We start from the raw sequence: 24450 nt of genomic DNA, 5'->3' as shown, positions 1-24450 counted from the left end.
AACAGAAGGACTACAGAGTTGAAAAAAGACCTCTGGCCGAGCCAATGCAACACAAAGCAATGTCAATAGCCTGAAATATTGGATGCATTGGGGGGATATACCTCATTCTCTATTATCTTCCTCTGTGTATTGATCCGCGAATGCAAAAATATTGCCGGCAAACAACGTAAGTCCCTTGACCAGACTGATCAGAGGAAAGACGGCGTTATTGGCTCCAAGATTGAGTTGGTCATTGACATTATGGAAGTCTTTGGGAAATTTTTTATGTATGTCGAAAGTCTCCAAATCTTTTGGGTATAGTGTGGTGTCCAGTTTTCCATTTTGCTTTATGTGTTCTGAGTAACACTCATCAGAAGGAGTAAATGTACAATGATCTGTGGCCTCGTGAGGTTGTATGGCTGTCCAGTACAGAATTTCCTCAGCTGTGCGTGTCAGCCAGGAACGGTATGTTGTTTCGTCAACCCCCATAAATTCTGGCAGTCTTGACCTGGACGGCCATTCTTTTTCTTTTGCGAACAGGCCTGACAGATATTCGTTCAGTAGTTGCTCAATAAAATTTTCTGTCTCTTTCACGGCTTGTTTATTTTGATAATGATAATCTGGGGAGTCCCGACGCAAGCGTGACCTTAACAGCACGGCTGCCAGCAAGTTTTCGCACAGGGAATTGACAAAACTTAACCGCTGTAAAACCTCGGGTGTATAACCCGACGTTTTTGAGTCCCTGGCAGTGAGGCCGCTTTTCATAGAGCCATAGAACTCAACATCGCCCCAATCCCGTAAACCATCCCAACCAAAATCAGGGCGTTCAATGGCTTTAACCCAGCCTCCAAAGGTTCCGGGTAATGGCAAGGCAAAACAATCGGAGTTACCCAACAATGGGCTAAGGAACAGCCAACGACGTCCGGTATCGTGAAAGGCCGGAATCGTTGATGTGGGCATAACGCCAAGGTTGCCATTAAGTACGCCAATGTCGTGAATGGCGTTCAACAAGCCACGCTCTGCGATCGCATAAGGGGTGCTGCTTCCATCAGGAGTATGAGCGTATTGACCGTAATTTTTTGTCGCTTTGAAGTGGTAGACCCGGTAGGCTTTTTCACCATTAGCATTGTTGATCCGTTGTAAACGATCAGTGAAATCCCGGATATTTTCGGGAAGATCCTTTTCCAGTAGGATGAGGTACTGGCCAAAACGGGGTAGCTGACTTTTACAGCGTTTATTAAGCACTCTGGCAATAAATTGATGCATAATGCCTTCTTGCGCCAGGGTGGCTATGGACTCTCCAAGTCGCTGGAACTTATAGTAATCAACTCGCTTACCATTGCGTACTGCCAGTGTACGACCACCCACGACGGTCCCTTTTTCCTCAAATAGCGACAAGGAATGTTGATACTGACCGCGATAAACCTCTTCAAAGTGTGTGCGACCTGCACGGTCAAATTCCGATTGCAACTGACGACTGGCGTCTTTATCCGCAAACCGATAGCCATAGGCGTGGAGAGACACCAGCAACTTGAATGCCGAAGTATTGGGTTGTTGAAATGTGAGAGGGTTCACCGGTTCTGTTAATGTGCCGGAGACATCCAGTTCCGGGAAAAGGGCGGGATTATTGAGATAAGCCAGCGTATCATGAATTAATTTTCGGGGTAGACAATGTTTCCACTCCTTCATGCACTGCCGCTTGTTAGCAATGAACCTGATAGCCAGAACATGAATGAGCTTTTGCCGGGTTGTTGGGTCAGTGCAACACTTCTTGAGATATTCCTTATCATTAAAACGAGTTAAAAAAGATTGAAAACCTTCAATGTAGTCTATTATGATTTTGCCTTTAACGGGTCGTAAACCCCTATTGATAATATGCATTCCTCCTGCAACAAAGGGGGCAGAATTTAGCACCAATGTGTCTTGCTTCTGCAATATGTCTTCTGGAAAACATTTTTTATCATTGATAGGAAAGTACGGATAAACAATATTCATGACATGGGTTTTAAAATCATCACCAGCATTAACTTTCTTAAAGAAAAAAGAAATAATTTCCGTATCAAGACATTGGCTTATTTCAGGTCTAATGATTAACATGGCTAATAGTAATTCTTTTCCTTCTTTAATCATCCCCTGAAGCAACTCATCATCCATATTTTTAACAGGTATAACAAAAAAAGGATTAACTTTTATCAGTTTTTTTAATAATAAAGCAAGTCTCTCCCTGTCATACCTGTATCTTTTTATGCAATATTTATAAACATCATACAAAAGATCGATATGCGTATAAGAGGTTGGCATTCTTATTTCCAAGGGCGCTGAAGTAATTTTGACTAGTACTTCTTCAAAGAATTCAGGATGACTGATCAACATGTCATATTCAATATCATCATTGAAAAGTTCAAAAAAATTGATAAGAAATTTTCTACCATCGAGTGAATCCAAAATGGCTTTTTCTGTTATAAACTGTGCCGGAACCTCTGATAATCTGCAAAGGCCTTTCGATAATTGCGAAAGGCAGTACTCTTTGTTTTTCTTTCTGATGTTTTGTGGTAGCTCATTAAGTGTTATTCTTCCCGAACGGATAAGCTCATTATAAACATCATCGTCTGCGAAGCTGCGCGGCAGAACACTCACAGACTTTATTTTGGCCCCGATATCCAGACGTTCATAAATCTGAACTGCCAGATTTGGTGGTGTACCACGGGGAATACCTTTCAGAGTTGACCATTCAGTCAGAAAATCAATATCATTTTTCAATTCATCAGAAAGGTCTTCGTAATAATGCCTGACGCCTTTTTCCCTGACGCGAGTCAATAATAACTGTTTTTTCCTTTCAGGTGTTGATATTAATACATCCCATATTTTATCAGCTATCTCCGTTTTAGAAACATCCCAAAGCTGATTTCTTATTATTCCTGACAAAAGGGTTGGTGATTTAAAATAATCTTTAGGTAATATTTTTTCAGGGCGATAATAAATAAAGTCGATAACATCTATAAATTTTTCTGCTGTCAGCCTACCTTTAATACTATGATCCATGAGCCGTTTAATGAGCTTAAGTTGTCTGTCGCTGATGATAGCAGTGTTCGCACCCTGAATATCTTTAAGCTTTTTTAATTTTGGTTTGAGTTTAGCGACTTGATGGGAATCTAGGCCTGAAGCAACGGCTCTGGAGGTAATTCCGATCTCTTTTTGATCTTTTTGTCCTGTTACAAGATCTTGTGTGAAATTTGCATGATGAACTCCCAATGCCTTATCACTGACAGGGCTGACGATTTTTCCGCAAACTTTGCCACGATTCTCTGTAGCATTGAAAGTAGGTGAATTTTGCCTCTTATTACATGAGAATTGAGATAATCGATCCATCGTTTTTTCCTGTCTTTAAATTGTCCTTAATCTTGACGAGGGAGAGCCCAGTCAAAAAATGCTCACAATATTGACCCGTCAATTCAAAAAAAGTTCCAAAACAGAAGAATCACAGAGTTGAAAAAAGGCCTCTGGCCGGACCGATGCAACCCAAAGTAATTCTCAATAGCCTGAAATGTAGGATGCGCTGGCGGAATATATTCCTCACTCCATATCATCCTCCTCTGTGTATTGGCCTGCGAATGCAAAAACATTACCGGCAAACAACGTAAGTCCCTTGACCAGACTGATCAGGGGAAAGGTGGAGTTATTGGCTCCGAGATTGAGTTGGTCATTGACATTATGGAAGTCTTCAGGAAATTTTTTATGTATGTCGAAACGACGCAAAACATGTGGGTACAGTGTGGCATCCAGGTTTCCACTACTCTTTATGTGTTCTGAGTAACACTCATCAGAAAGAGTAAAGCTACAATTGTCTTTAGCCTCATGAGGTTGCATAGCCGTCCAGTACAGGATTTCCTCAGCGGTGCGAGTCAGCCATGAACGGTATGTCACTTGGTCAACCCCCATAAATTCTGGCAGTCTTGACCTGGGCTGACATTCTTTTTCTTTGGCTAACAGGCCTGACAGGTATTCGTTAAGCAGTTGCTCAATAAAATTTTCTGTCTCTTTCACGGTCTGTTGAATTTGATAATGATAATCCGGGGAGTCCCGACGCAAGCGCGATCTTAACAGCACGGCTGCCAGCAGGTTTTCGCAGAGGGCATTGGCAAAACTTAACCGCTGTAGAACCTCGGGAGTATATCCCGACGTTTTTGAGTCTCTGGCAGTGATGCCGCTTTTCATAGCGCCATAGAACTCAACATCCCCCCAATCCCGTAGACCATCCCAACCAAAATCAGGGCGTTCTATGGCCTTCACCCAGCCACCAAAGGTTCCGGGTAATGGCAAGGCAAAATAACTGGAGTTACCCAACAACGGGCTAAGGAACAACCAACGACGTCCGGTATCATGAAAGGCCGGGATCGTTGACGTGGGCATAACGCCAACGTTGCCATTAAGTACTCCAATGTCGTGAATGCCGTTCAACAGGCCTCGCTCAGCGATCGCGTAAGGGGTGGTGCTGGTTTCATCCGGAGTATGAGCGTATTGACCATAATTGTTGGTCGCTTTGAAATGGTAGACCCGGTAGGCTTTTTCACCATCAACATTGGTCACTTGTAAACGATCAGTGAAATCTTGGATACTCTTGGGAAGATCCTTTTCCAATACGGTGAGGTACTGACCGAAACGGGGTAGCTGACTTTTAAAGCGGTCATTGGGCACACTGGCAATAAATTGATGCATAATGCCTTCTTGCGCCAGGGTGGCTTCGGACTCTCCAAGTCGCTGGAATTTATAGTAATCAACTTCCTTACCATTCTGTACTGCCAGTGTACGACCACCGGCGATGACTCCCTTTCCTTCAAATAGCGACAATGAATGTTGATGTTGACCACGAGAAACTAATTCAAAATGTGTGCAACCTGCAGTATCAAATTTTGATTGCAACTGACGACTGCCGTCTTTGTCCGCGAACTGAAAGCCATAGGCGTGGAGAGACACCAGCAACTTGAATGCCGAAGTATTGGGTTGTTGAAATTTGAGAGGATTCACCGGTTCTGTTAATGTGCCGGAGACATCCAGTTCGGAGAAAAGGGCAGGATTATTGAGATAAGCCAGAGTATCATCAATTAATTGTCGGGATAGACAAGATCTCCACCCCGTCATGAACAGCTGCTTGTTGGCAATGATTCTGTTAGCAAGGACATGAATAAGCCTTTGCCGGACTGTTGGGTCAGTGCAACACTTATCCAGATATTCCTTATCATTAAAACGATTCAAAAAAAATTGAAAATGTTCAATGTAGTCTATTATGAGTTTGGCTTTTTCGGGCCGTAAACGTCTGTCGATAATATGGCTTTCTCCAGCACTAAAGGGTTCAGAATGCAGGACTATGGCATCTTGCTTCTGCCTTATTTCTTCCGGGAAACTGCAGGAATAATTGCCAGGAAAATACGGATAAACAATATTCATAACGCGGTTTTTAAAATCATCTTCTGCATTAACTTTATTAAAGAAAGAAAAAAGGACTCCTGTATCAAAAGCCTGGCTTATTTCAGGTCTTGTGCTTAACATTTGTGATAATGATTTTTTTCCTATTTCAATCAATTCCTGAAGCAATGAATCACTCAAATTTTCAACGACTATGACAAAAAAGGGATTAGCTTTTACCAATCTTTTTAACAACGAAGCAAATCCCTCCCTGCCATCTTTGTATCTTTCTATGCAATAATGATAAACATCAGACAAGGGGTAGATGCCTGAAACATAGCAATTCATTCTTATTTCCAGCGCTGCTGAAGTAGCTTTGAGAAGTACCTCTTCAAAGAAGTCAGGATCATTGATCGCCGTCATATATTTATTATAATTTTTGAAAAACTCGATAAAATTATCGTACAAACCGAAACCATTGAGTGAATCCAAAATGGATTTTTTTGTTAAAAACGGAGCCGGAACCTCTGATAATGTACACAACCCCTTCGATAATTGTAAAAGACAGTACTCTTCGTTTTTATCCAGGATGTCTTGTGGCAGGTCTTTAAGTTGTATCCTTCCTGAACGGATAAGCTGATCATACAAATCATCATCTTTAAAGCTGTCTGGAAGAACAGGCAAAGATTTTATTTTTGCTGCGATATCCAGACGCTCATAAATCGGTATTGCCAGTTTCGGCGGTGTACCATAGGGAATACCCTGCTGACTTGAATATTCAGTCAGAAAATCAATATCATTTTTTAATTCTTCAGTAAGGTCTGTGAAGTGATGTCTCAATTCTGTTCTCCTGACATCAGCCAGGAATATCTGTTTTCTCCTTTCAGTGGTTGACATTAATACCTCCCTCATTTCATCACTTTCCTCCATATCGAAAACATTCCATAGTTGATTTCTTATTATCCCTGACAAAAGGGTTGGGGATCTGGAATAATCTTTAGGCAAATTTATTTTCGGACGACAACGAAGGAAGTCGATAACATCTATAAATTCATCTACCCTGAGTCTGCCTTTTCTAAAACCGATGAGTTCCTGAATCAGCTTGACTTGTCTGTCGGTTAAGATAGCAGTGTTCGCCCCCTGAATGGTTTTAAGTGTTTTTGGTTTTGGTTTGATTTTAGGGGCCTTAGGGGTATCTACATCTAAAACAACGGCTCTGGAGGAAATTCCGATTTCTTTTTGCCCTGTTACGAGATCGGGTGTGAAATCTTCGCGCTTTTCTGCAAGTGGCTCACTACTGACAGGACTAACGATTCTGCCAGTGCCAGTGACATTGCCATGATTCGCTGTAACATCTTCTGTAACACGGTCTACAGCGGTGCGAGTAAAGAGATTTTGCCCCTGATTACATGAGGGTTGAGATAATTGATTCATCCTTTTTTTCCTATCTTTGATTATCCTTAATCTTGACGAGGGTGAGCCCAGCCAAAGAACGCTTTCATATATTGACCTGTTGATTAAACGAAAGTTCCAAAAAAGAAGGATCCCAGAGTTGAAATAAGGCCGTTGGCTATGCCTGTGTCATACCGAACAGTGCAAATAGACTGTCAGTGATGCCGGGATAAGATCTGAGCCGTTTGCTGCGCCAAAGGTCTTTCTGTCCAGCGGGCAGTGGCTTGGTTATTGATGTGTAACAGGATGATTCGCCAAGATGTTGGGGGCACTGGGGAGTATCAACGTCATTCTGTATTATCCTCCTCTGTGTATTGATCTGCGAATGCAAAAATATTGCCGACAAACAATGTAAGTCCCTTGACCAGACTGATCAGAGGAAAGACAGCGTTGTTGGCTCCAAGATTGAGTTGGTCATTGACATTATGGAAGTCTTTGGGAAATTTTTTATGTATGTCGAAACGACGCAAAGCTTTTGGGTACAGTGTGGTATCCAGGTTTCCACTCTGCTTTATGTGTTCTGAGTAACACTCATCAGAAAGAGTAAATGTACAATTGTCTTTGACCTCATGAGGTTGCATTGCCGTCCAGTACAGGATTTCCTCAGCTGTGCGAGTCAGCCATGAACGGTAAGTAACTTGGTCAACCCCCATAAATTCTGGCAGTCTTGATTTGGGCGGCCATTCTTTTTCTTTGGCTAACAGGCCTGACAGGTATTCGTTAAGCAGTTGCTCAATAAAATTTTCTGTCTCTTTCACGGTCTGTTGGTTTTGATAATGATAATCCGGGGAGTTCCGACGCAGACGTGATCTTAACATCACGGCTGCCAGCAGGTTTTCGCAGAGGGCATTGGCAAAACTTAACCGCTGTAGAACCTCGGGAGAATAACCCGATACTTTTGAGTCTCTGGCAGTGAGGCCGCTTTTCATAGAGCCATAGAACTCAACATCACCCCAATCCCGTAAGCCATCCCAACCAAAATCAGGGCGTTCTATAGCCTTAACCCAGCCTCCAAAGGTTCCGGGTAATGGCAAGGCAAAATAACTGGAGTTACCCAACAACGGGCTAAGGAACAGCCAACGACGTCCGGTATCATGAAAGGCCGGGATCGTTGACGTAGGCATAACGCCGACGTTGCCATTAAGCACTCCAATGTCGTGAATGGCATTCAACAAGCCTCGCTCAGCAATCAAGTAAGGAGTGCTGGTTCCATCAGGAGTATGAGCATATTTACCGTAGTTTTTTGTCGCTTTGAAGTGGTAGACCCGGTAGGCTTTTTCTCCATTAGCATTGTTGATCACTTGTAAACGGTCAGTGAATCTTCGGATACTCTCGGGAAGATCCTTTTCCAGTACGATGAGATACTGGCCAAAACGGGGCAGCTGGCTTTTAAAGCGTTTACTAAGCACCCTGGCAATAAATTTATGCATAATGCCTTCTTGCGCCAGGGTGGCTGGGGACTCTCCAAGTCGCTGGAATTTATAGTAATCCACTCTCTTGCCATTGCGTACTGCCAGTGTACGGCCACCCACGACGTCTCCCTTTCCTTCAAATAGCGACAATGAATGTTGATGTTGACCGCGATGTACCTCTTCAAAGTGGGTCTGACCTGCATGGTCAAATTCTGATTGCAACTGACGACTGGCGTTTTTGTCCGCAAACTGAAAGCCACAGGCGTGGAGAGCCACCAGCAACTTGAATGCCGAAGTATTGGGTTGTTGGAATTTGAGAGGATTCACCGGTTCTGTTAATGTGCCGGAGACATCCAGTTCGGAGAAAAGGGCAGGATTATTGAGATAGGCCAGAGTATCATCAATTAATTGTCGGGGCACACAAAATCTCCACTCTTTCATGAAAAGCCGCTTGTTGGCAATGATCCTTTTAGCCAGAACATGAATAAACCTTTGCCTGATTGTTGGGTCAGTGCAACACTTCTCCAGATATTTGCTATCATCCAAACCCTGTAAAAAAATTTCATAATGTTCTATGTAGTTTATTATGAGTTCGGGTTTGTCTGGCCGAAAAGGCCTACCGGGATTCAAAATATACGTATATGCAGCATCAAAAGGTTCAGAACCTAAAACAATAGCACCTTGCTTCTGATATATTTCTTCCGATACATCACGGAGACCAAGGCGGGGAAAATACGAAAAAACAACATTAATGACATGGGTTTTAAAATCATCACTTGCATTAACTTTATTAAAGAAAAGAGTAAGGATCTTCTCATTAAAACGCTGGCTTATTTCAGGTCTACTTTTTAACACCTCCAACAGCGTTTTTTTCCCCAACCCAATCAATTCCTTAAACAATTCACCATCTTTATTTTCAACGACTGTGACAAAAAAAGGATTAGTTTTTACCAATCTTTTTAACAAAAAAGCAAGTTTACTACTGCCATTCCCGTATCTATCTATACAACATTGATAAACATCAGACAATGGATAGATTTTTGAATCTTTGTATTCCATTGTTATTTCCAATGCTAGTAAAGTAGTTTTTATAAGTACTTCTTCAAAGAATTCAGGATCATTTTCCAGCATCTTATATTTACTACTACTTTTGAGAATATTGATAAAATCAACATATATACTGTCACTATTGAGCGAATCCAAAATGACTTTTTTTGTTATAAACTGAGCCGGAACCTCTGATAACATGCACAGACCTTTTGATAATTGCAAAAGGCAGTACTCTTTGTTTTTCTTTCTGATGTCTGCTGGTAGTTCTTTAAGTTTTATTCTTCCTGAACGGATAAGCTCGTTACAGACATCATCATTTACAAAGGTGTGCGGCAGAATACCAAAAGACTTTATTTTGGCTCCGATATCCAGGCGCTCATAAATCGACACCGCCAGTTCCGGCGGTGTATTATAGGGAATACCCTCCAGAATTGAGCATTCAGTCAGAAAATCAATATCATTTTTCAATCCTTCAGGAAAGCTTTCGTAGAAAAGACAGGAACGATATTTTCTGACGCAACTCAATAATATCTGTTTTTGGCCTTCAGGTGTTGAATTTAATAAATCCCATGCTTTATCACCTCCCTTAGTGTTGAAAACATCCCAATACTGATTTCTTATTATCTCTAACAAAAGGGTTGGTGATTTAAAATATTTTTTAGGTAATTTTTTTTCAAGTTGATTATGGAGAAAGTCAATAACATCTATAAATTCTTCTGCTGTGAGTCTACCTTCTTTACCATCAAGGAATCCTTGAATCAGCTCGACTTGTCTGTCGCTGAGGATTGCGGTGTTCGCACCCTTAATGGCTTTCAGCTTTTTTAATCCTGATTTACATTCAGCCGCTTCACAGGCCACATCTGGAACAATGGCTCTGGAGGAGATTCCGATCTCTTTTTGATCTTTTTGTCCTGTTACGGGATCTGGTGTATAACCTTCGTTATTTTCTCCAAATGGCCCAACAGTGACAGGACTAACGACTCTGCCTGAGAAATTTCCGTAATTCTCTGTAGCATTTTCTTCTATAGCACTTTCTGTAACATCGGCTGTAGCACTGTAAGTAGAAGAATTTTGCCTCTGATTGCATAAGGGTTGAGGTAATTGGTCCATCGTTTTTTTCCTATCTTTAATCGTCCTTAATCTTGACGGGGTTGAGCCTAATCAAAGAGTACTTAAAGATATTGACCCGTTAATCAAACGAAAGTTCCAAAAAAGAAGGATTACAGAGTTTAAAAAAGCCGAAGTCCGGGCCAGTGCAACACAAGACAATCTCAATAGTCTGAAATGTTGGATGCATTGGAGGGATAACTCACTCCATATTATCTTCCTCTATGTATTGATCTGCGAATGCAAAAATATTGCCGGCAAACAATGTAAGTCCCTTGACCAGACTGATCAATGGAAAGACAGCGTTGTTGGCTCCAAGATTGAGTTGGTCATTGACATTATGGAAGTCTTTGGGAAATTTTTTATATATGTCGAAAGTACCCAAAAGTTTTGGGTACAGTGCGGTATCCAGTTTTCCATTTCGCTTTATGTGTTCTGAGTAACACTCATCAGAAGGAGTAAATGTACAATGCTCTGTGGCCTCATGAGGTTGCATGGCCGTCCAGTAGAGGATTTCCTCGGCTGTGCGCGTCAACCACGAGCGGTATGTTGTTGGGTGAACCCCCATAAATTCTGGCAGTCTTGACTTGGGCAGCCATTCTTTTTCTTTTGCTAACAGGCCTGACAGGTATTCGTTAAGCAGTTGCTCAATAAAATTTTCTGTCTCTTTCACGGTCTGTTGGTTTTGATAATGATAATCCGGGGAGTTCCGACGCAGACGTGATCTTAACATCACGGCTGCCAGCAGGTTTTCGCAGAGGGCATTGGCAAAACTTAACCGCTGTAGAACCTCGGGAGAATAACCCGATACTTTTGAGTCTCTGGCAGTGAGGCCGCTTTTCATAGAGCCATAGAACTCAACATCACCCCAATCCCGTAAGCCATCCCAACCAAAATCAGGGCGTTCTATAGCCTTAACCCAGCCTCCAAAGGTTCCGGGTAATGGCAAGGCAAAATAACTGGAGTTACCCAACAACGGGCTAAGGAACAGCCAACGACGTCCGGTATCATGAAAGGCCGGGATCGTTGACGTGGGCATAACGCCAACGTTGCCATTAAGTACTCCAATGTCGTGAATGGCGTTCAACAAGCCTCGCTCTGCGATCGCGTAAGGGGTGCTACTTCCATCAGGAGTATGAGCGTATTGACCGTAATTTTTTGTCGCCTTGAAGTGGTAGACCCGGTAGGCTTTTTCACCATTAGCATTGTTGATCACTTGTAAACGGTCAGTGAAACTTTGGATACTTTCGGGAAGATCCTTTTCCAATACGATGAGGTACTGACCAAAACGGGGTAGCTGGCTTTTAAAGCGTTTATTAAGCACCCTGGCAATAAATTGATGCATAATGCCCTCTTGCGCCAGCGTGGCTATAGATTCTCCAAGTCGCTGGAATTTATAGTAATCAACGCTCTCACCATTGCATATTGCCAGTGTACGGCCACCCACGACGCTTCCCTTTTCTTCAAATAGCGACAAGGAATGTTGATATTGAGCGCGATAAACCTCTTCAAAGTATGTGCCACCTGCACGGTCAAATTCTGATTGCAACTGACGACTGGCGTCTTTATCTGCAAACTGAAAACCGTAGGCGTGGAGAGACACCAACAGCTTGAATGCCGGAGTATTGGCTTGTTGAAATCTGAGAGGATTTACCGGTTCTGTCAATGCGCTGGAGACATCCAGCTCCGAGAAAAGGGCCGGGTTATTGAGATAAGCCAGAGCATCATCAATTAATTGTCGGGGTACACAATATTTCCAATCCGTCATTAACCGACGTTTGTTTACAACGATCCTGTTAGCCAGAACATGAATAAGCCTTTGTCGGATTGCCGGGTCAGTGCAACACTTCTCCAGATATTCCTTGTCATTAAAACGAGCTAAAAAAAATTGAAAATGTTCAATGTAGTCTATTATGACTTTGGCATTATCGGGCCGTAAACGTCTATCGACAATACGCTGCTCTCCAACATCAAAAGGCTCATACGCGAGCACCATAGCATCTTGCTTCAGCCTTATTTCTTCCGGAAAATGACAGGAATGATCACAAGGAAAATACGCATAAACAATATTCATGATGCGGGTTTTAAAGTCATCACTCGCATTAACTTTATTAAAGAAAAAAGAAACAATCTGCGAATCAAAATGTCGGCTTATTTCTGGTCTACTGATTAACAGGCCTGATAGGGATTCTTTTCCTGTTTCAATCAGCTTCTGAAGCAACGCATCATCTATATTTTTAACAACTAAAACAAAAAAAGGATTAGCTTCTACCAGTCTTCTTAGCAATAAAGCAAGTTTTTCCCCATCATCCCTGTATCTATCTATGCAACATCGATAAACATCAGATAAGGGATAAACTTTTGAACCTTCGATTTCCATCATTACTTCCAATGCTGTCGAAGTAATTTTTATAAGTACTTCTTCAAAAAAGTCAGGATCATTGTCCAGCATCTCATATTCATTATCACCTTGGAAAATATTGATAAAATCATCATAAAAATTGCCACCATTCAGCGAATCCAAAATGGCCTTTTTTGTTATAAACTCATCCGGAACCTCTGATAATCGACACCGACCTTTTGATAATTGCAAAAGGCAGTACTCTTTGTTTTTCTTTCTGATATTTAGCGGCAGATTTCTAAGGTTTATTCTTCCTGAACGGATAAGTTCATCATAAAAATGATCATCTTTAATTTTGTCCGGCAGAACCTCTATAGACTTTATTTTGGCTCCGATATCCAGGCGCTCATAAATTGGTACTGCCAGTTTCGGCGGTGTACCACGGGGAATGCCATGCAAACTTGAGTATTCAGTCAGAAAGTCAATATCATTTTTTAATTCTTCAGAAAGGGCTTCGTACAAATATCTGAAGCCTGTTTTCCTGACATGAGCCAATAGTACCTGTTTTTTTCTTTCGGGTGTTGCTAGTAATACTTTCCTCATGTTATCACTTCGATTCATTACGAAAACATCCCAAAGATGATTTCTTATTATTCCTGATACAAGGGTTGAAGATTTGGAATAATCTTCAGGCAATTTTTCTTCAGCACGATAAGAAAGAAAGTCGATTACATCTATAAATTCATCTACTGTGAAACTACCTTCTTTATCCTCCATAAGCCCTTTAATCAGCTCGACTTGTCTGTCACTAAGGACAGCAGTATTCGCACCCTGAATGGCTTTAAGCTTTTTTAATTTATGTATGGGTTTAGCGGCTTCACAGGTATCTACATCTGAAGCAACGGTTCTGGAGGAAATGCTAACCTTTTTTTGATCTTTTTGTCCTGTTAAGGGATCTTGTGCAGAATCCGCACGATTGACTCCAAATAGCTCAACCCTGACGGTTCTGCCGCTGACATTGCCATCATTCGCTGTAGAATCTTCTGAAACATCGGCTGTAGCACTGTAAGTAGAGGGATTTAGCCCTTGCTTACATGAGGATTGAGATAATTGATCCATCATTGCTCTCCTGTCTTTAATTGTTCTTAATCTTGACGAGGGTGAGCCCACCCAAAGAATACTCTATAACTATTGACCCGTTAATTAAGCGAAGGTTCCAAAAAAGAAGGATTGCAGAGTTGAAAAAAACCGTTGGCCAGGCCTGTGCAACAAAAAACAATGTTAATAGCCTGAAGTGTTGGATGCATGGCCGTCCAGTACAGGGTTTCCTGAGCTGCGCACGTCAGCCATGAGCGGTATGTTGTTTGGCCACTTACCCTTGTTCATAGTAGGTTTATACTTCTGCATGACTACACGCCAAATTGTCTGCATGAACTTGTTCTTTGGAGTCAATACCATGAGACAGAAAGAACACCCTTGCTGCGCTGTGTTGATTGCTGCAGTGGTAACCAGTTGGGCTGCACAGGCATCAACCGCTAATTTATATTTTAAAAGCAATACAGATAACAGCTACTTGGCCAGGCACGTGGATGATGGTTACTGTATGGAAGATTATCCTATGGATGATATTGGTTTCAATGGGCTTAGAACCCGGGTTTCGCCAGGGGCTGTGACGCATATATACTATTCTTCGTCGGTTTTTCACTGCGCATGGCATGGGTCCTGGTTCGATTTCGTTGTCAGTGATGCTCATGGACATAGGGCAGACATAAGGTGGTACAAGCACGCAAGTGGCGACTTACCCTATTTAACGATACGTAGCGACCCCAACCATCTAATTAAACACTGGGATTCAGCGTATCTTGATAACGACCTATCACGAGGAGGGTATTACTCTACGACGATTACCCTGAGCTATTGAAAGCCATATCAAGGCTGTGTCAAAACCAGACGAATTCTCGCTAACCAAGACCTGTCGTTTATCCGGGAGGTCTTGGTTTTTTTGTTGGTTCTTTGAGTCTATAGCAACGTCACCATATACCCGTCAAGGAATGGACGCATCATGAAGTGAAAATCAGGTATAATCGCTACCGCTTTTTCTTCGAATCGATCATCATTACTGATCCGCACCCTGTGTATCAACGTCATTCTCTATTACCCTCCTCTGTGTATTGGTCTGCGAATGCAAAAATTTTGCTTGCAAACAACGTAAGTCCTTTGGCGAGACTGACCAGAGGAAAAACGCCATTATCGGCTCCGAGATTGAGCTGATCGTTGTCATTACGGAAGTCTCTGGGAAATGCTTTCTGCGCGTCCAAAGGATGTAAGGGTTTCGGGTACAGTATTTTGTCCAGATGCCCCGTGCGCTTTAAGTGTTCTGAGTAGCACTCACTGGAAGGGGTAAATGCACAACGGTCTGGTACCTCATCAGGTTGCAGGGCCGTCCAGTACAGAATCTCCTGAGCTGTGCGAGTCAACCATGAACGGTATTTACCATCGTCAAGCTGCATAATTTTTTGCAATCTTGGCTTGGGTTGTACTTCTATTTCTTTTGCAAACAGACCCGAAAGGTATTCGTTAAGTAGCTGCTCAATAAAGTTTTCTGTCTCTTTCAGTGTCTTTGGATTCTGATAAAAATAATCCGGGGAGTCCCGGCGCAAGCGTGACCTTAACAAAACAGCTGCCAGCAGGTTTTCACACATGGCATTGGCAAAACTTAACCGCTGTAAGACCTCTGGGGTATAACCCCAGGTTTTAGAGTCTTTGGAACCAAGACCACTTTTCATGGAGCCATAAAACTCAACATCCCCCCAGTCCCTCAAACCACTCCAACCAAAATCAGGACGTTCAATGGCTTCGATCCAGCCATCAAAATCTCCGGGTAATGGAAAGGCATAATAATCCGAGTTCCCCAACAACGGACTGAGGAACACCCAACGACGCCCGACAGCGTGAAATGATGGTATCGTTGACGTAGGCATAATGCCGAACTTGCCATTAAGTACGCCAATATCATGAATGCTGTTCAACAGACCTTGCTCAGCAGTCGTGTAAGGAGTGCTGGTATCGTCAGGAGTGTGAGCGTATTTACCATAGTCGTTTGTCGCTTTAAAATGGTAGACCAGACAGGCTCTTTCACCACCAACATCCCTAAATTGCAGGCGGTCAGTGAAATCTCGGGTACTCTTGGGAAGATCCTTTTCCTGTACAATCAGGTACTGGCCAAAACGGGGTTTCTGGCTTCTAAAGCGGTCACTTTTGGCAATAAATTGATGCATAATGCCTTCTTGCGCCAGGGTGGCCTCAAACTCTCCGACCCGATGGAACTTATAGTAATCAACCTCCTCACCATTGACTATTGCCAGTGTACGACCACCAACGATGGTGCCTTCTTGCTCAAATAGTGATAACGGATGTTGACCAGGATAAACCCGCTGAAAAACTGTTTCACCGGCCCGAGCAAATTCTGACTGTAACTGACGACCGGAGGCCAGGTCCTCAGGATGAATATCAAATGCGTGGGCAGCCACCACCAACTTTAATGCCGAAGGATTTGGCAATTGAAAATTGAGGGGATTAACGGGTTCTGTCAACTGGTCGGAAGAATCCAGCTTGAAGAAAAGTGCCGGATCTTTGAGAAAATCCAGAGTGTCATCGATTAATTGCGGAGGTAGACGATCTTTCCAGTACATCAATAACGACGGTTTATTAGCAACTAACCTTTCTACAAGTATGTGTATAAGCCTTTTCCGGATAATATCATCAGTGCAGCACCGCTCCAGGTACTCTTTGTCGTCAAATAAGTCAAAAAAATTTAGATGCCGTTCAATGTAGTCTATTGCAATGTGGGGGTTGGCAGGCCGTAACTTCCTGATCAGAAAGTGCCATTTTCCCTTGTCAAAGACTTCAGAATTGAGCACTATTTTGTCCTGCTCTTTCAGGATTACTTCAGAAAGCTTATTGTAATTCTGTTCAGGTAGATAAGGATAAACAATATTCAGGACATGGGTTATGAAATCGTTATCTGCACTCACTTTTCCAAAGAAGTGGTAAAGGAGAGTCATATGAAATCGCTCGCTTACTTCAGGTCTACTGCTTAGCATGTCCAATAATGACCTCTTTGCTGCATCGATCAAATCCTTTGGCAAGATAGCATTGAAATCTTCAACATAAATTAAAATAAAAGGATTTACTTTTACCAGCTTTTTTAATAACAAACCAAATGCTTCTTCATCTGTTTTATATCTGTTTAAGAGAGCATTATATACACTTGTAAAGATGTAGCCGTATGAATAACCCAATCCCTTAATTGCTTCCAATTCGTAGGCTAAAGCCTTGACCAGTATCTCTTCAAAAAAAACAGGATCTTTGGTGAACATACTATATTGAGGAAATAAAATTCGATTAAAATTACGAAACCAATGCACACCACTGATCGAATTCAGGATGGATTCTTTGGTCATAAAATGAACCGGAACCTCTGATAATTTACACAAGTCATTTGATAACTGTGAAAGGCAGTACTCTTTGTTTTTTTCTTTAATGTGCTCTGGAAGGTCTTTAAGCTCTATTATTCCTGATCGGATCAGATCATCGTACAAATCATCATTTTTAAAACTGGCTGGAAGATTATTCAGTGACTTTATTTTCGCCGTAGTGTCCAGATAACCATAAATAAAAACGGCCAGTTCCGGCGGTGTACCATAGGGCATACCATGTATATTTGAGTACTCAATAAGAAAATCAACCTCCTTTTTCAATTCGACGGGTAGATCATCGTAGGAATATTGGTAAGGATCATAACCGGGCTGAGCCAAAATTATATCTTTTGTTATTTTTTCTTTTGGTATTTCGTGAATTTGCAAAACACCATTCCTTACAAACTCTTTCATAAAAAAAGGTGATTCTAAATAAGCTTCAGACCCATATTTTCTAAAAGTTCTTGGTGAAAAATAATCGATGACGTTCATAAACTCATCTTCCGTGAATTCACGAACTCTACCATCAACAAGTTTTTGAATCAGCTCAACTTGTTTTTCGGTGAAGATGGCAGTGTTCGCGTCCGAACTGATTTTAAATATATTTAAAGATCCGGGTGATAAGGCTTCGGACTCAACCATAAGATTCCTAAATAAACCGGGGTGCAGTCCCCATAGAATCGATAGAGCGTTGCGGCACTTTCCTGATTTCCAGATACCTCCCTCTGGCATCATCGTTTTAACGAGTAACTGCAACGGTGCGACGAGTTTACCGTATGAGGGTGCTATGGCCGTTTCAGGGATTCCTTCGTTGTGTTGCAGGGACGGCTGAAAATAATCATTGCCAGTATTCTTTGACTCCTGATTGTTTTTCTGAACAGAGGCCATAAAAAAGTGCAGAACCGCCTTTTCCAACAGTTGCAGAATCAACTCAGCGCGGTTGGCATTTGCCAGTTGTTTAATGGTTGCGTCAACGCTGGATTCAATGCGATCCTGGCCCTGTAAGGTCATGCCAAAATGCGGGTATGGAAACAGTTTATAGGTCAATTGCAGGTGGCTGTGGCAATCGGGTTGTTGCTCACCACAAAGAGACAACTGGCCGCTATTGCCATCTGCCTCAAATTCAAGCTGGCCAGCAACCCGTGACACAGGGAAACGGGCTAAGGCAGAATCGGGATTGTGGATCAGGGTTACGGTGTTTCTAATGACTGCATCGGTTAACAGGCTGGCAATGGAATGCCCCTTGGCAAAAGCTTTCAACTCATCTTTCGCTTCATTATGCAACAACGACTCGATACTCACCGGCAGAGTTTCTGAAGCTTCGCTGTGGGTCAGTGCGACTAACGTTGATTCTGTGGCTTTGTCTGAATAATGAATGTCAATGCGAATGCCTTCTGGCGCCTCGGGTGAAACCCATGAGAGATCAATATGAACGACACCGTGCTGTGAACTGGCCTCATACAACTCCAGCCAGGGGGAGTAGCCTCCAGATAGTTGCTTCTCTGCCAACCAGGTGCTGGTAGGTGGGCTCAATGGAAATGGCGTTATGCGCAAAATCTGCTGATGACTTTCCTGCTGGTAAATCAGCTCCAGGTAAAATCGTTTGCGGATGTGGGGTGGGTCCACCTGAATTTGCTCTGACCCCAGACGAGTACCGGTATACCAGCTGTACAGAGCACTTTTAACTCCCGGCAAAATGGCCATGGACAAGACTTGGGCCGTGTGCAGCGTCAAAGGGTTTGCTGTCCAGCGACTGAGCACGTAGGCGGTTGTCCTGCTCACCATCCAATACATCATGGCGTTAGATGCGAGCGAGGGTAGTGTGCGTAGCCCGTTCAGTGATAAATAATCACCATATCGGCGAAAAGTAAAATCATTTCCAACACGAAAAAACAAGCCTGAGGGTGAGGTACTGTGAAACGCAAAATCAACAGGTGAAAGTGTGTTTAACCAATGTTCATCTTCTCCATAATCCTGATTATCCGTCTCTGAATAGCTGAAGCCTGCCAAAAATAACTGCAGGGAAAAAATGAAAAATAATGCGCAATTTCTCATAGATTAAGCAGTAAGGAAATCGTTTCAATCCGATAATTGATGGGCGCATGAAAATGAATAATGATCTTTGTAGTTTTTCTTGGCATCGGGAATTCATAATGAGCGCCAGTAGCGAGTCAGCCTAGTCAATATTTTTGATTCCGGCAAAAAAGAAATCATGCAAATTCCTTGCTCCCCATCAAGCTCGAAGCATTGCGCGGATACTCGCGTTTTGATATTGGGTTGCCGTCGTGAGAATCGAAATACGCAAAAATCACTCACAGGAGTGGTCTGATTATTGATGCGTAACAGGATGGTTCGTCAGGATGTTGGGGCACCGGTGAATATCAACGTCATTCTGGATTATCCCCGGCCATGTATTGGTCTGCGAATGCAAAAATATGGCTGGCAAACAACGTCAGTCCCTTGACCAGACTGACCAGTGGAAAGACAGCCCTATCGGCTCCGAGAGAGGGCTGACCATTGGCCCTGCGGAAGTCTCTGGGAAATTTTTTATGCGCTTCCAGGGGATGTAAAGCTGCTGGGTACAGTATTTTATCCAGATGCCCGGTTCGCTTTAAGTGTTCTGAGTAGCACTCACTGGAAAGGGTAGATGCACAAGGGTCTGTGACCTCATCAGGTTGCGGGGCAGTCCAGTAAAGGATCTCCTGAGCTGTACGAGTCAACCATGAACGGTATTTGGCATCGTCAAGCCGCATAAATGTTTGCAATCTTGATTTGGGCTGTCGTTCTTTTTCTTTTGCAAACAGACCCGAAAGGTATTCGTTCAGTAGCTGTTCAATAAAGTTTTCTGTCTCTTTCACGGCCTGTGGAATTTGATAATGATAATCCGGGGATTCCCGACGCAAGCGTGATCTTAACAACACGGCTGCCAACAGGTTTTCGCACAGAGCATTGGCAAAGCTTAGCCGCTGAAAAACCTCAGGAGTATAACCCGACGTTTTTGAGTTTCTGGCAGTCAGGCCGCTTTTCATAGAGCCGTAAAACTCAATATCGCCCCAATCCCGTAACCCATTCCAGCCAAATTGAGGACGTTCAATAGCTTCGATCCAGCGTTCAAATTTGCCGGGTAATGGAAAGGCAAAAAAAATCGTGTTCTTCAACAACGGGCTTAGGAACACCCAACGACATCCGCTACAGTGAAATGCTTGCATCGTTGACGCAGGCATAATGCCAAAGTTGCCATTCAGTACGCCAATATCATGAATGCTATTCAATAGACCCCGTTCAGCAGCAGCGTAAGGAGTGCTGGTTTCATCAGGAGTGTGGGCGTACTTGCTATAGTTGTCCGTCGCCTGGAAATAGTAAACCAGGAAGGCTCTTTCACCATCAACATAGTTCACTTGTAAACGGTCAGTGAAACCTTGTGTACTCTGGGGAAGATCCTTTTCCAGTACGACGAGAAAATCGCCAAAACGGGGTTTCTGGCTTTTCAAGCGGTCATTTTTGGCAATAAATTCATGCATAATGCCTTCTCGCGCCAGGGTAGCCAGAGACTCTCCAACCCGTTGGAACTTATAATGATCAACCACCTCACCATTGGCTATTGCCAGTGTACGACCATCAACGATGGTGCCTTCTTTCTCAAAGAGTGTTAATGGATGTTGACCGGGATAAACCCGTTGAAAGGGTGTTTCACCCGCACGATCAAATCTTGATTGTAACTGACGACCGGACTCTTCATCCGCAGGATGAAAACCAAATCCTCGGGCAGCTGCAGCCACTACCAATCCGAATGCCGAAGTATTGGGCAGTTGAAATTTGAGAGGATTAACGGGTTCTGTCAATTGGTCAGAAGAATCCAGTTTAAAGAAAAGTGCCGGATCTTTGAGAAAGTCCAGAGTATCATCCAGTAATGGCCGTGGAAGGCGTTTTTGCCAAGTCCTCAACAATTCTAATTTATCGGCAACTAACTTTTGTGCAAGTACGTGTATGAATTTTTGCCGGATTATTGGGTCAGCGCTGCATTTCTCCAGATACTCTTTGTCTTTAAAAAAGTACAAAAAACATGCATTCTGTTCAATATAGTCAAGTACAATCTGAGGGTTGTCGGGCCGTAAGTTCCTGGTCAGAAAGTGGTCAATCCCCCTGCCAAAGGGCTCAGACTTCAGCACTATGTCGTCTTGCGCTTTCAGGAGTCCCTCCGGAAGTTTTTCGCGTTTCTCATTCTGATTAGGCATATATTGATAAACAATATTCAGGACATGGGTTTTAAAATCGTTATCGGCATTCACCTTTTCAAAGAATTCATCAAGGAGAGAAACATGAAAACCCCGGCTTACTTCGGGTCTACTGTTTAATATTTCCAACAATGAGTCCTTTGCTGCATCGACTAATACCTTAGACAAACGTTTATTAAAATATCCAGCATAAACTAAAACAAAAGGGTTGGCTTTTATCAATCTTTTTAATAACAAATCAAATTTTTCTCTGTCTGCTTTATATCTCTTTGAGGCAAAAGAATATACCTCTTCTAAGCAGAGATTGTAACCACCTTCGAATAAAGAATTAAATCTATGAAACATTTCCAAATCAACTGTGACAGCTTTGAGCAGTAGTTCTTCAAAAAAGACAGGGTCTCTGGTAAACATATTGTATCTACCAGAGAAAGGAGATAAAGCAGATAAACCGGAGAAACCAGAGAAAATCACACCGAAATTAAGATACCAATGATTACCATTGATTGAATCCAGGATAGATTCTTTTGTCATAAAATGAGCCGGAACCTCTGACAATTGACACAAGCCATCTGCTAATTGTGAAAGGCAGTACTCTTTATTTTTATTTTTAATAGGCTCCGGAAGGTCTCTAAGCTCTATCATTCCTGAACGAATAAGTTCTTCGTATAATTCATCATTTTCACTTTTAAAACTGGCTGGGAGTGCTTTCAGGGATTTTATTTTCGCCGTAATATCCAGATAACCATAAATAAAAGCTGCCAGCTCGGGTGGTGTACCGAAAGGAATACCATTGAGCCTTGAGTATTCAATAAGAAAATCATGATCTTTTTTCAATTCATCAGGTAGTTGAGCGTAGCCATATCGTGCGTAGCCACACTCGGAAAGATCATTCGTAGTCTTAACCAATAGCATATCTTTTGTTACTTTATCTTTTGGTATTTCGTTAAATTTTAAAATACCATTCCTTACAAATCCTTTTATCAAGGCAGGTGACTCTAAATAAGGACCATACCTATCTTTTCCAAAATTTATTGGTGAAAAATAGTCGACAACGTTCATAAATTCATCTTCTGTGAATTCGTGGACTCTATCATCAACAAGTTTTTGAAGCAGCTCGACTTGTTTTTCGGTAAAAATAGCGGTGTTCACAACCGGACTGGCTTTGAATCTTTTGAAAGATCCGGATGATGAGGTTCCGGGCTCTACCATAAAATTTCTAAATACACTGGGGTGCAGTCCCCATAGAATCGGTAGAACGGTCCGATGCTTTTCTGATTTCCAGATACTCCCCTCTGGCGTCAACGTTTTAACAAGTAGCTGCAACGGTGCCACAAGTTTACCGTGTGAGGGCGCTATGGCCGTTTCAGGGTTTCCTTCATTATGTTGCAGGGACGGCTGAAAATAATCATTGTCAGTATTCTTTGCCTCTTGATTGTTTTGCTGAACAGAGGCCATAAAAAAGTGCAGAACCGCCTTTTCCAACAGTTGCAGAATCAACTCGGCGCGGTTGGCATTCGCCAGTTGTTTAATGGTTGCGTCAACGCTGGTTTTAATGTGATCCTGCCCCTGCAAGGTCATGCCAAAATGCGGGTATGGAAACAGCTTATAGGTCAATTGCAGGTGGCTGTCGCAATCGGGTTGTTGCTCACCACAAAGAGACAACTGACCACTATGACCATCCGCATCAAATTCAAGCTGGCCAGCAACCCTTGACACAGGGAAACGGGTTGATGCCAAATCGGGATTTTGGATCAGGGCTACGGTGTTTTTAATGACTGCATCGGTTAACAGGCTGGCAACGGAATGCCCCCTGGCAAAAGCTTTCAACTCATCTTTCGCTTCATTATGCAACAACGACTCAATACTCACCGGCAGAGTTTCTGAAGCTTCGCTGTGGGTCAGTGCGACTAACGTTGATTCTGTGGCTTTTTCTGAATAATGAATGTCAATGCGAACGGCTTCTGGTGCCTCGGGTGAAACCCATGAGAGATCAATATGAACGACACCGTGTTGGGAACTGGCCTCATAAAGCTCCAGCCAGGGGGAATAGCCGTCGGGTAGCGGCTTCTCAGCCAGCCAGGGACTGATGGATGGGCTCAGCGGGAATGGCGTTATCCGCAAAATCTGCTGATGACCTTCCTGCTGGTAAATCAGCTCCAGGTAAAATCGTTTGCGGATGTGGGGTGGTTCCACTTGAACTTGCTCTGACCCTAAACGATTACCGGTATACCAACTGTACAGGGCACTTTTAACACCCGGCAAAATGGCCATGGACAAGACTTGAGCTGTGTGCAGCGTGACAGGGTTTGCTGTCCAGCGACTGAGCACGGAGGCTGTTGTTTTACTTGCCATCCAGTACATCAAGGCGTTGGATGCCAGCGAGGGCAGTGCACGTAAACCGTTCAGAGATAAATAATCATCATAGCGACGAAAAGTAAAATCGTCTCCAACCCGGAAAAAAAAGCCAAGGGGTGAAGTACTATGAAACTCCAAATCAACCGGTGAAAGAGTGTTGAACAGAATTTCATCTTCACCAGAATTCTGATTATCAGTATCTGAACAAGCAAAGCCTGCCAAAGATAACTGCAGGACAAAAATGAAAAATAATGCGAAAACTACCACGGATCGAGCAGTAACGAGACTGCTCAACTTTGATGAGTGATGGGCGCACGAAAACAAATAATAATCTCTTAAGTTTTCCACAGCGTTAAAGCAGGCATCATGAATTCATGGTGAATGCCACTGGTGAACCAGCCTAGTCAATATTTTTGATTCCGGCAAAAAAGAAATCCTACAAATTTCTTGCTCCGCACAAGAAGCTCGAAGCATTGTGCAGATGTTCGCGTTGTGATAAACGGTTGCTGTCGTCAGGAGTGGGAACGACATAATGGGATGGTTCGCTAGCAGCCTGTCGGACTTAAGCGTCCGTAGCGAGGATTGCAAGAAATTGAGGATAAAAATTTCTGCTTCTGAGGAGAATAGCGAGCTATTTG

Annotated in this window: 7 protein-coding genes; all 7 read right to left on the bottom strand. The window is 42.8% G+C overall.

The window, feature by feature from the left end; genetic code table 11:
- Positions 1 to 102: 102 nt before the first annotated feature.
- Positions 103 to 3348 carry a hypothetical protein gene (locus tag KBW69_RS05095; RefSeq protein WP_257280159.1) on the bottom strand — a complete coding sequence of 1082 codons (3246 nt, stop codon included), beginning with the start codon at positions 3346 to 3348 and terminating at the stop codon, positions 103 to 105.
- Between the two features lie 204 nt (positions 3349 to 3552).
- On the bottom strand, positions 3553 to 6816 hold the full coding sequence (locus KBW69_RS05090) for a hypothetical protein (protein WP_257280158.1): 3264 nt from the start codon (positions 6814 to 6816) through the stop codon (positions 3553 to 3555).
- Between the two features lie 305 nt (positions 6817 to 7121).
- Entirely contained in the window at positions 7122 to 10406 is a 3285-nt protein-coding gene (locus KBW69_RS05085) for a hypothetical protein (protein ID WP_257280157.1), read from the bottom strand.
- Between the two features lie 199 nt (positions 10407 to 10605).
- Positions 10606 to 13866 (bottom strand): hypothetical protein, encoded by a 3261-nt coding sequence (locus tag KBW69_RS05080; RefSeq protein WP_257280156.1) that lies wholly within the window; start codon positions 13864 to 13866, stop codon positions 10606 to 10608.
- Positions 13867 to 14763: 897 nt separating this feature from the next.
- Positions 14764 to 14892, bottom strand: a complete 129-nt coding sequence (locus tag KBW69_RS05075) for a hypothetical protein (RefSeq protein ID WP_257255043.1) — start codon at positions 14890 to 14892, stop codon at positions 14764 to 14766.
- Entirely contained in the window at positions 14889 to 19232 is a 4344-nt protein-coding gene (locus KBW69_RS05070) for a hypothetical protein (protein ID WP_257280155.1), read from the bottom strand. Before KBW69_RS05070 ends, KBW69_RS05075 begins: the two co-directional genes overlap by 4 nt.
- A 377-nt stretch (positions 19233 to 19609) precedes the next feature.
- Positions 19610 to 24034, bottom strand: a complete 4425-nt coding sequence (locus KBW69_RS05065; RefSeq protein ID WP_257280154.1) for a hypothetical protein — start codon at positions 24032 to 24034, stop codon at positions 19610 to 19612.
- Between the last annotated feature and the right edge of the window lie 416 nt (positions 24035 to 24450).

This window comes from Endozoicomonas sp. ISHI1 (assembly GCF_024606225.1).
Taxonomy (GTDB): domain Bacteria; phylum Pseudomonadota; class Gammaproteobacteria; order Pseudomonadales; family Endozoicomonadaceae; genus Endozoicomonas_A.
The sequence above is the reverse complement of the archived record's forward strand: the minus strand, read 5'-3'. Positions and strand labels throughout refer to the sequence as shown.

Coding starts and splice junctions, on each gene's coding strand:
- KBW69_RS05095 (WP_257280159.1), bottom strand. CDS start 3,348: ATGGATCGATTATCTCAATTCTCATGTAATAAGAGGCAAAATTCACCT.
- KBW69_RS05090 (WP_257280158.1), bottom strand. CDS start 6,816: ATGAATCAATTATCTCAACCCTCATGTAATCAGGGGCAAAATCTCTTT.
- KBW69_RS05085 (WP_257280157.1), bottom strand. CDS start 10,406: ATGGACCAATTACCTCAACCCTTATGCAATCAGAGGCAAAATTCTTCT.
- KBW69_RS05080 (WP_257280156.1), bottom strand. CDS start 13,866: ATGATGGATCAATTATCTCAATCCTCATGTAAGCAAGGGCTAAATCCC.
- KBW69_RS05075 (WP_257255043.1), bottom strand. CDS start 14,892: ATGACGTTGATACACAGGGTGCGGATCAGTAATGATGATCGATTCGAA.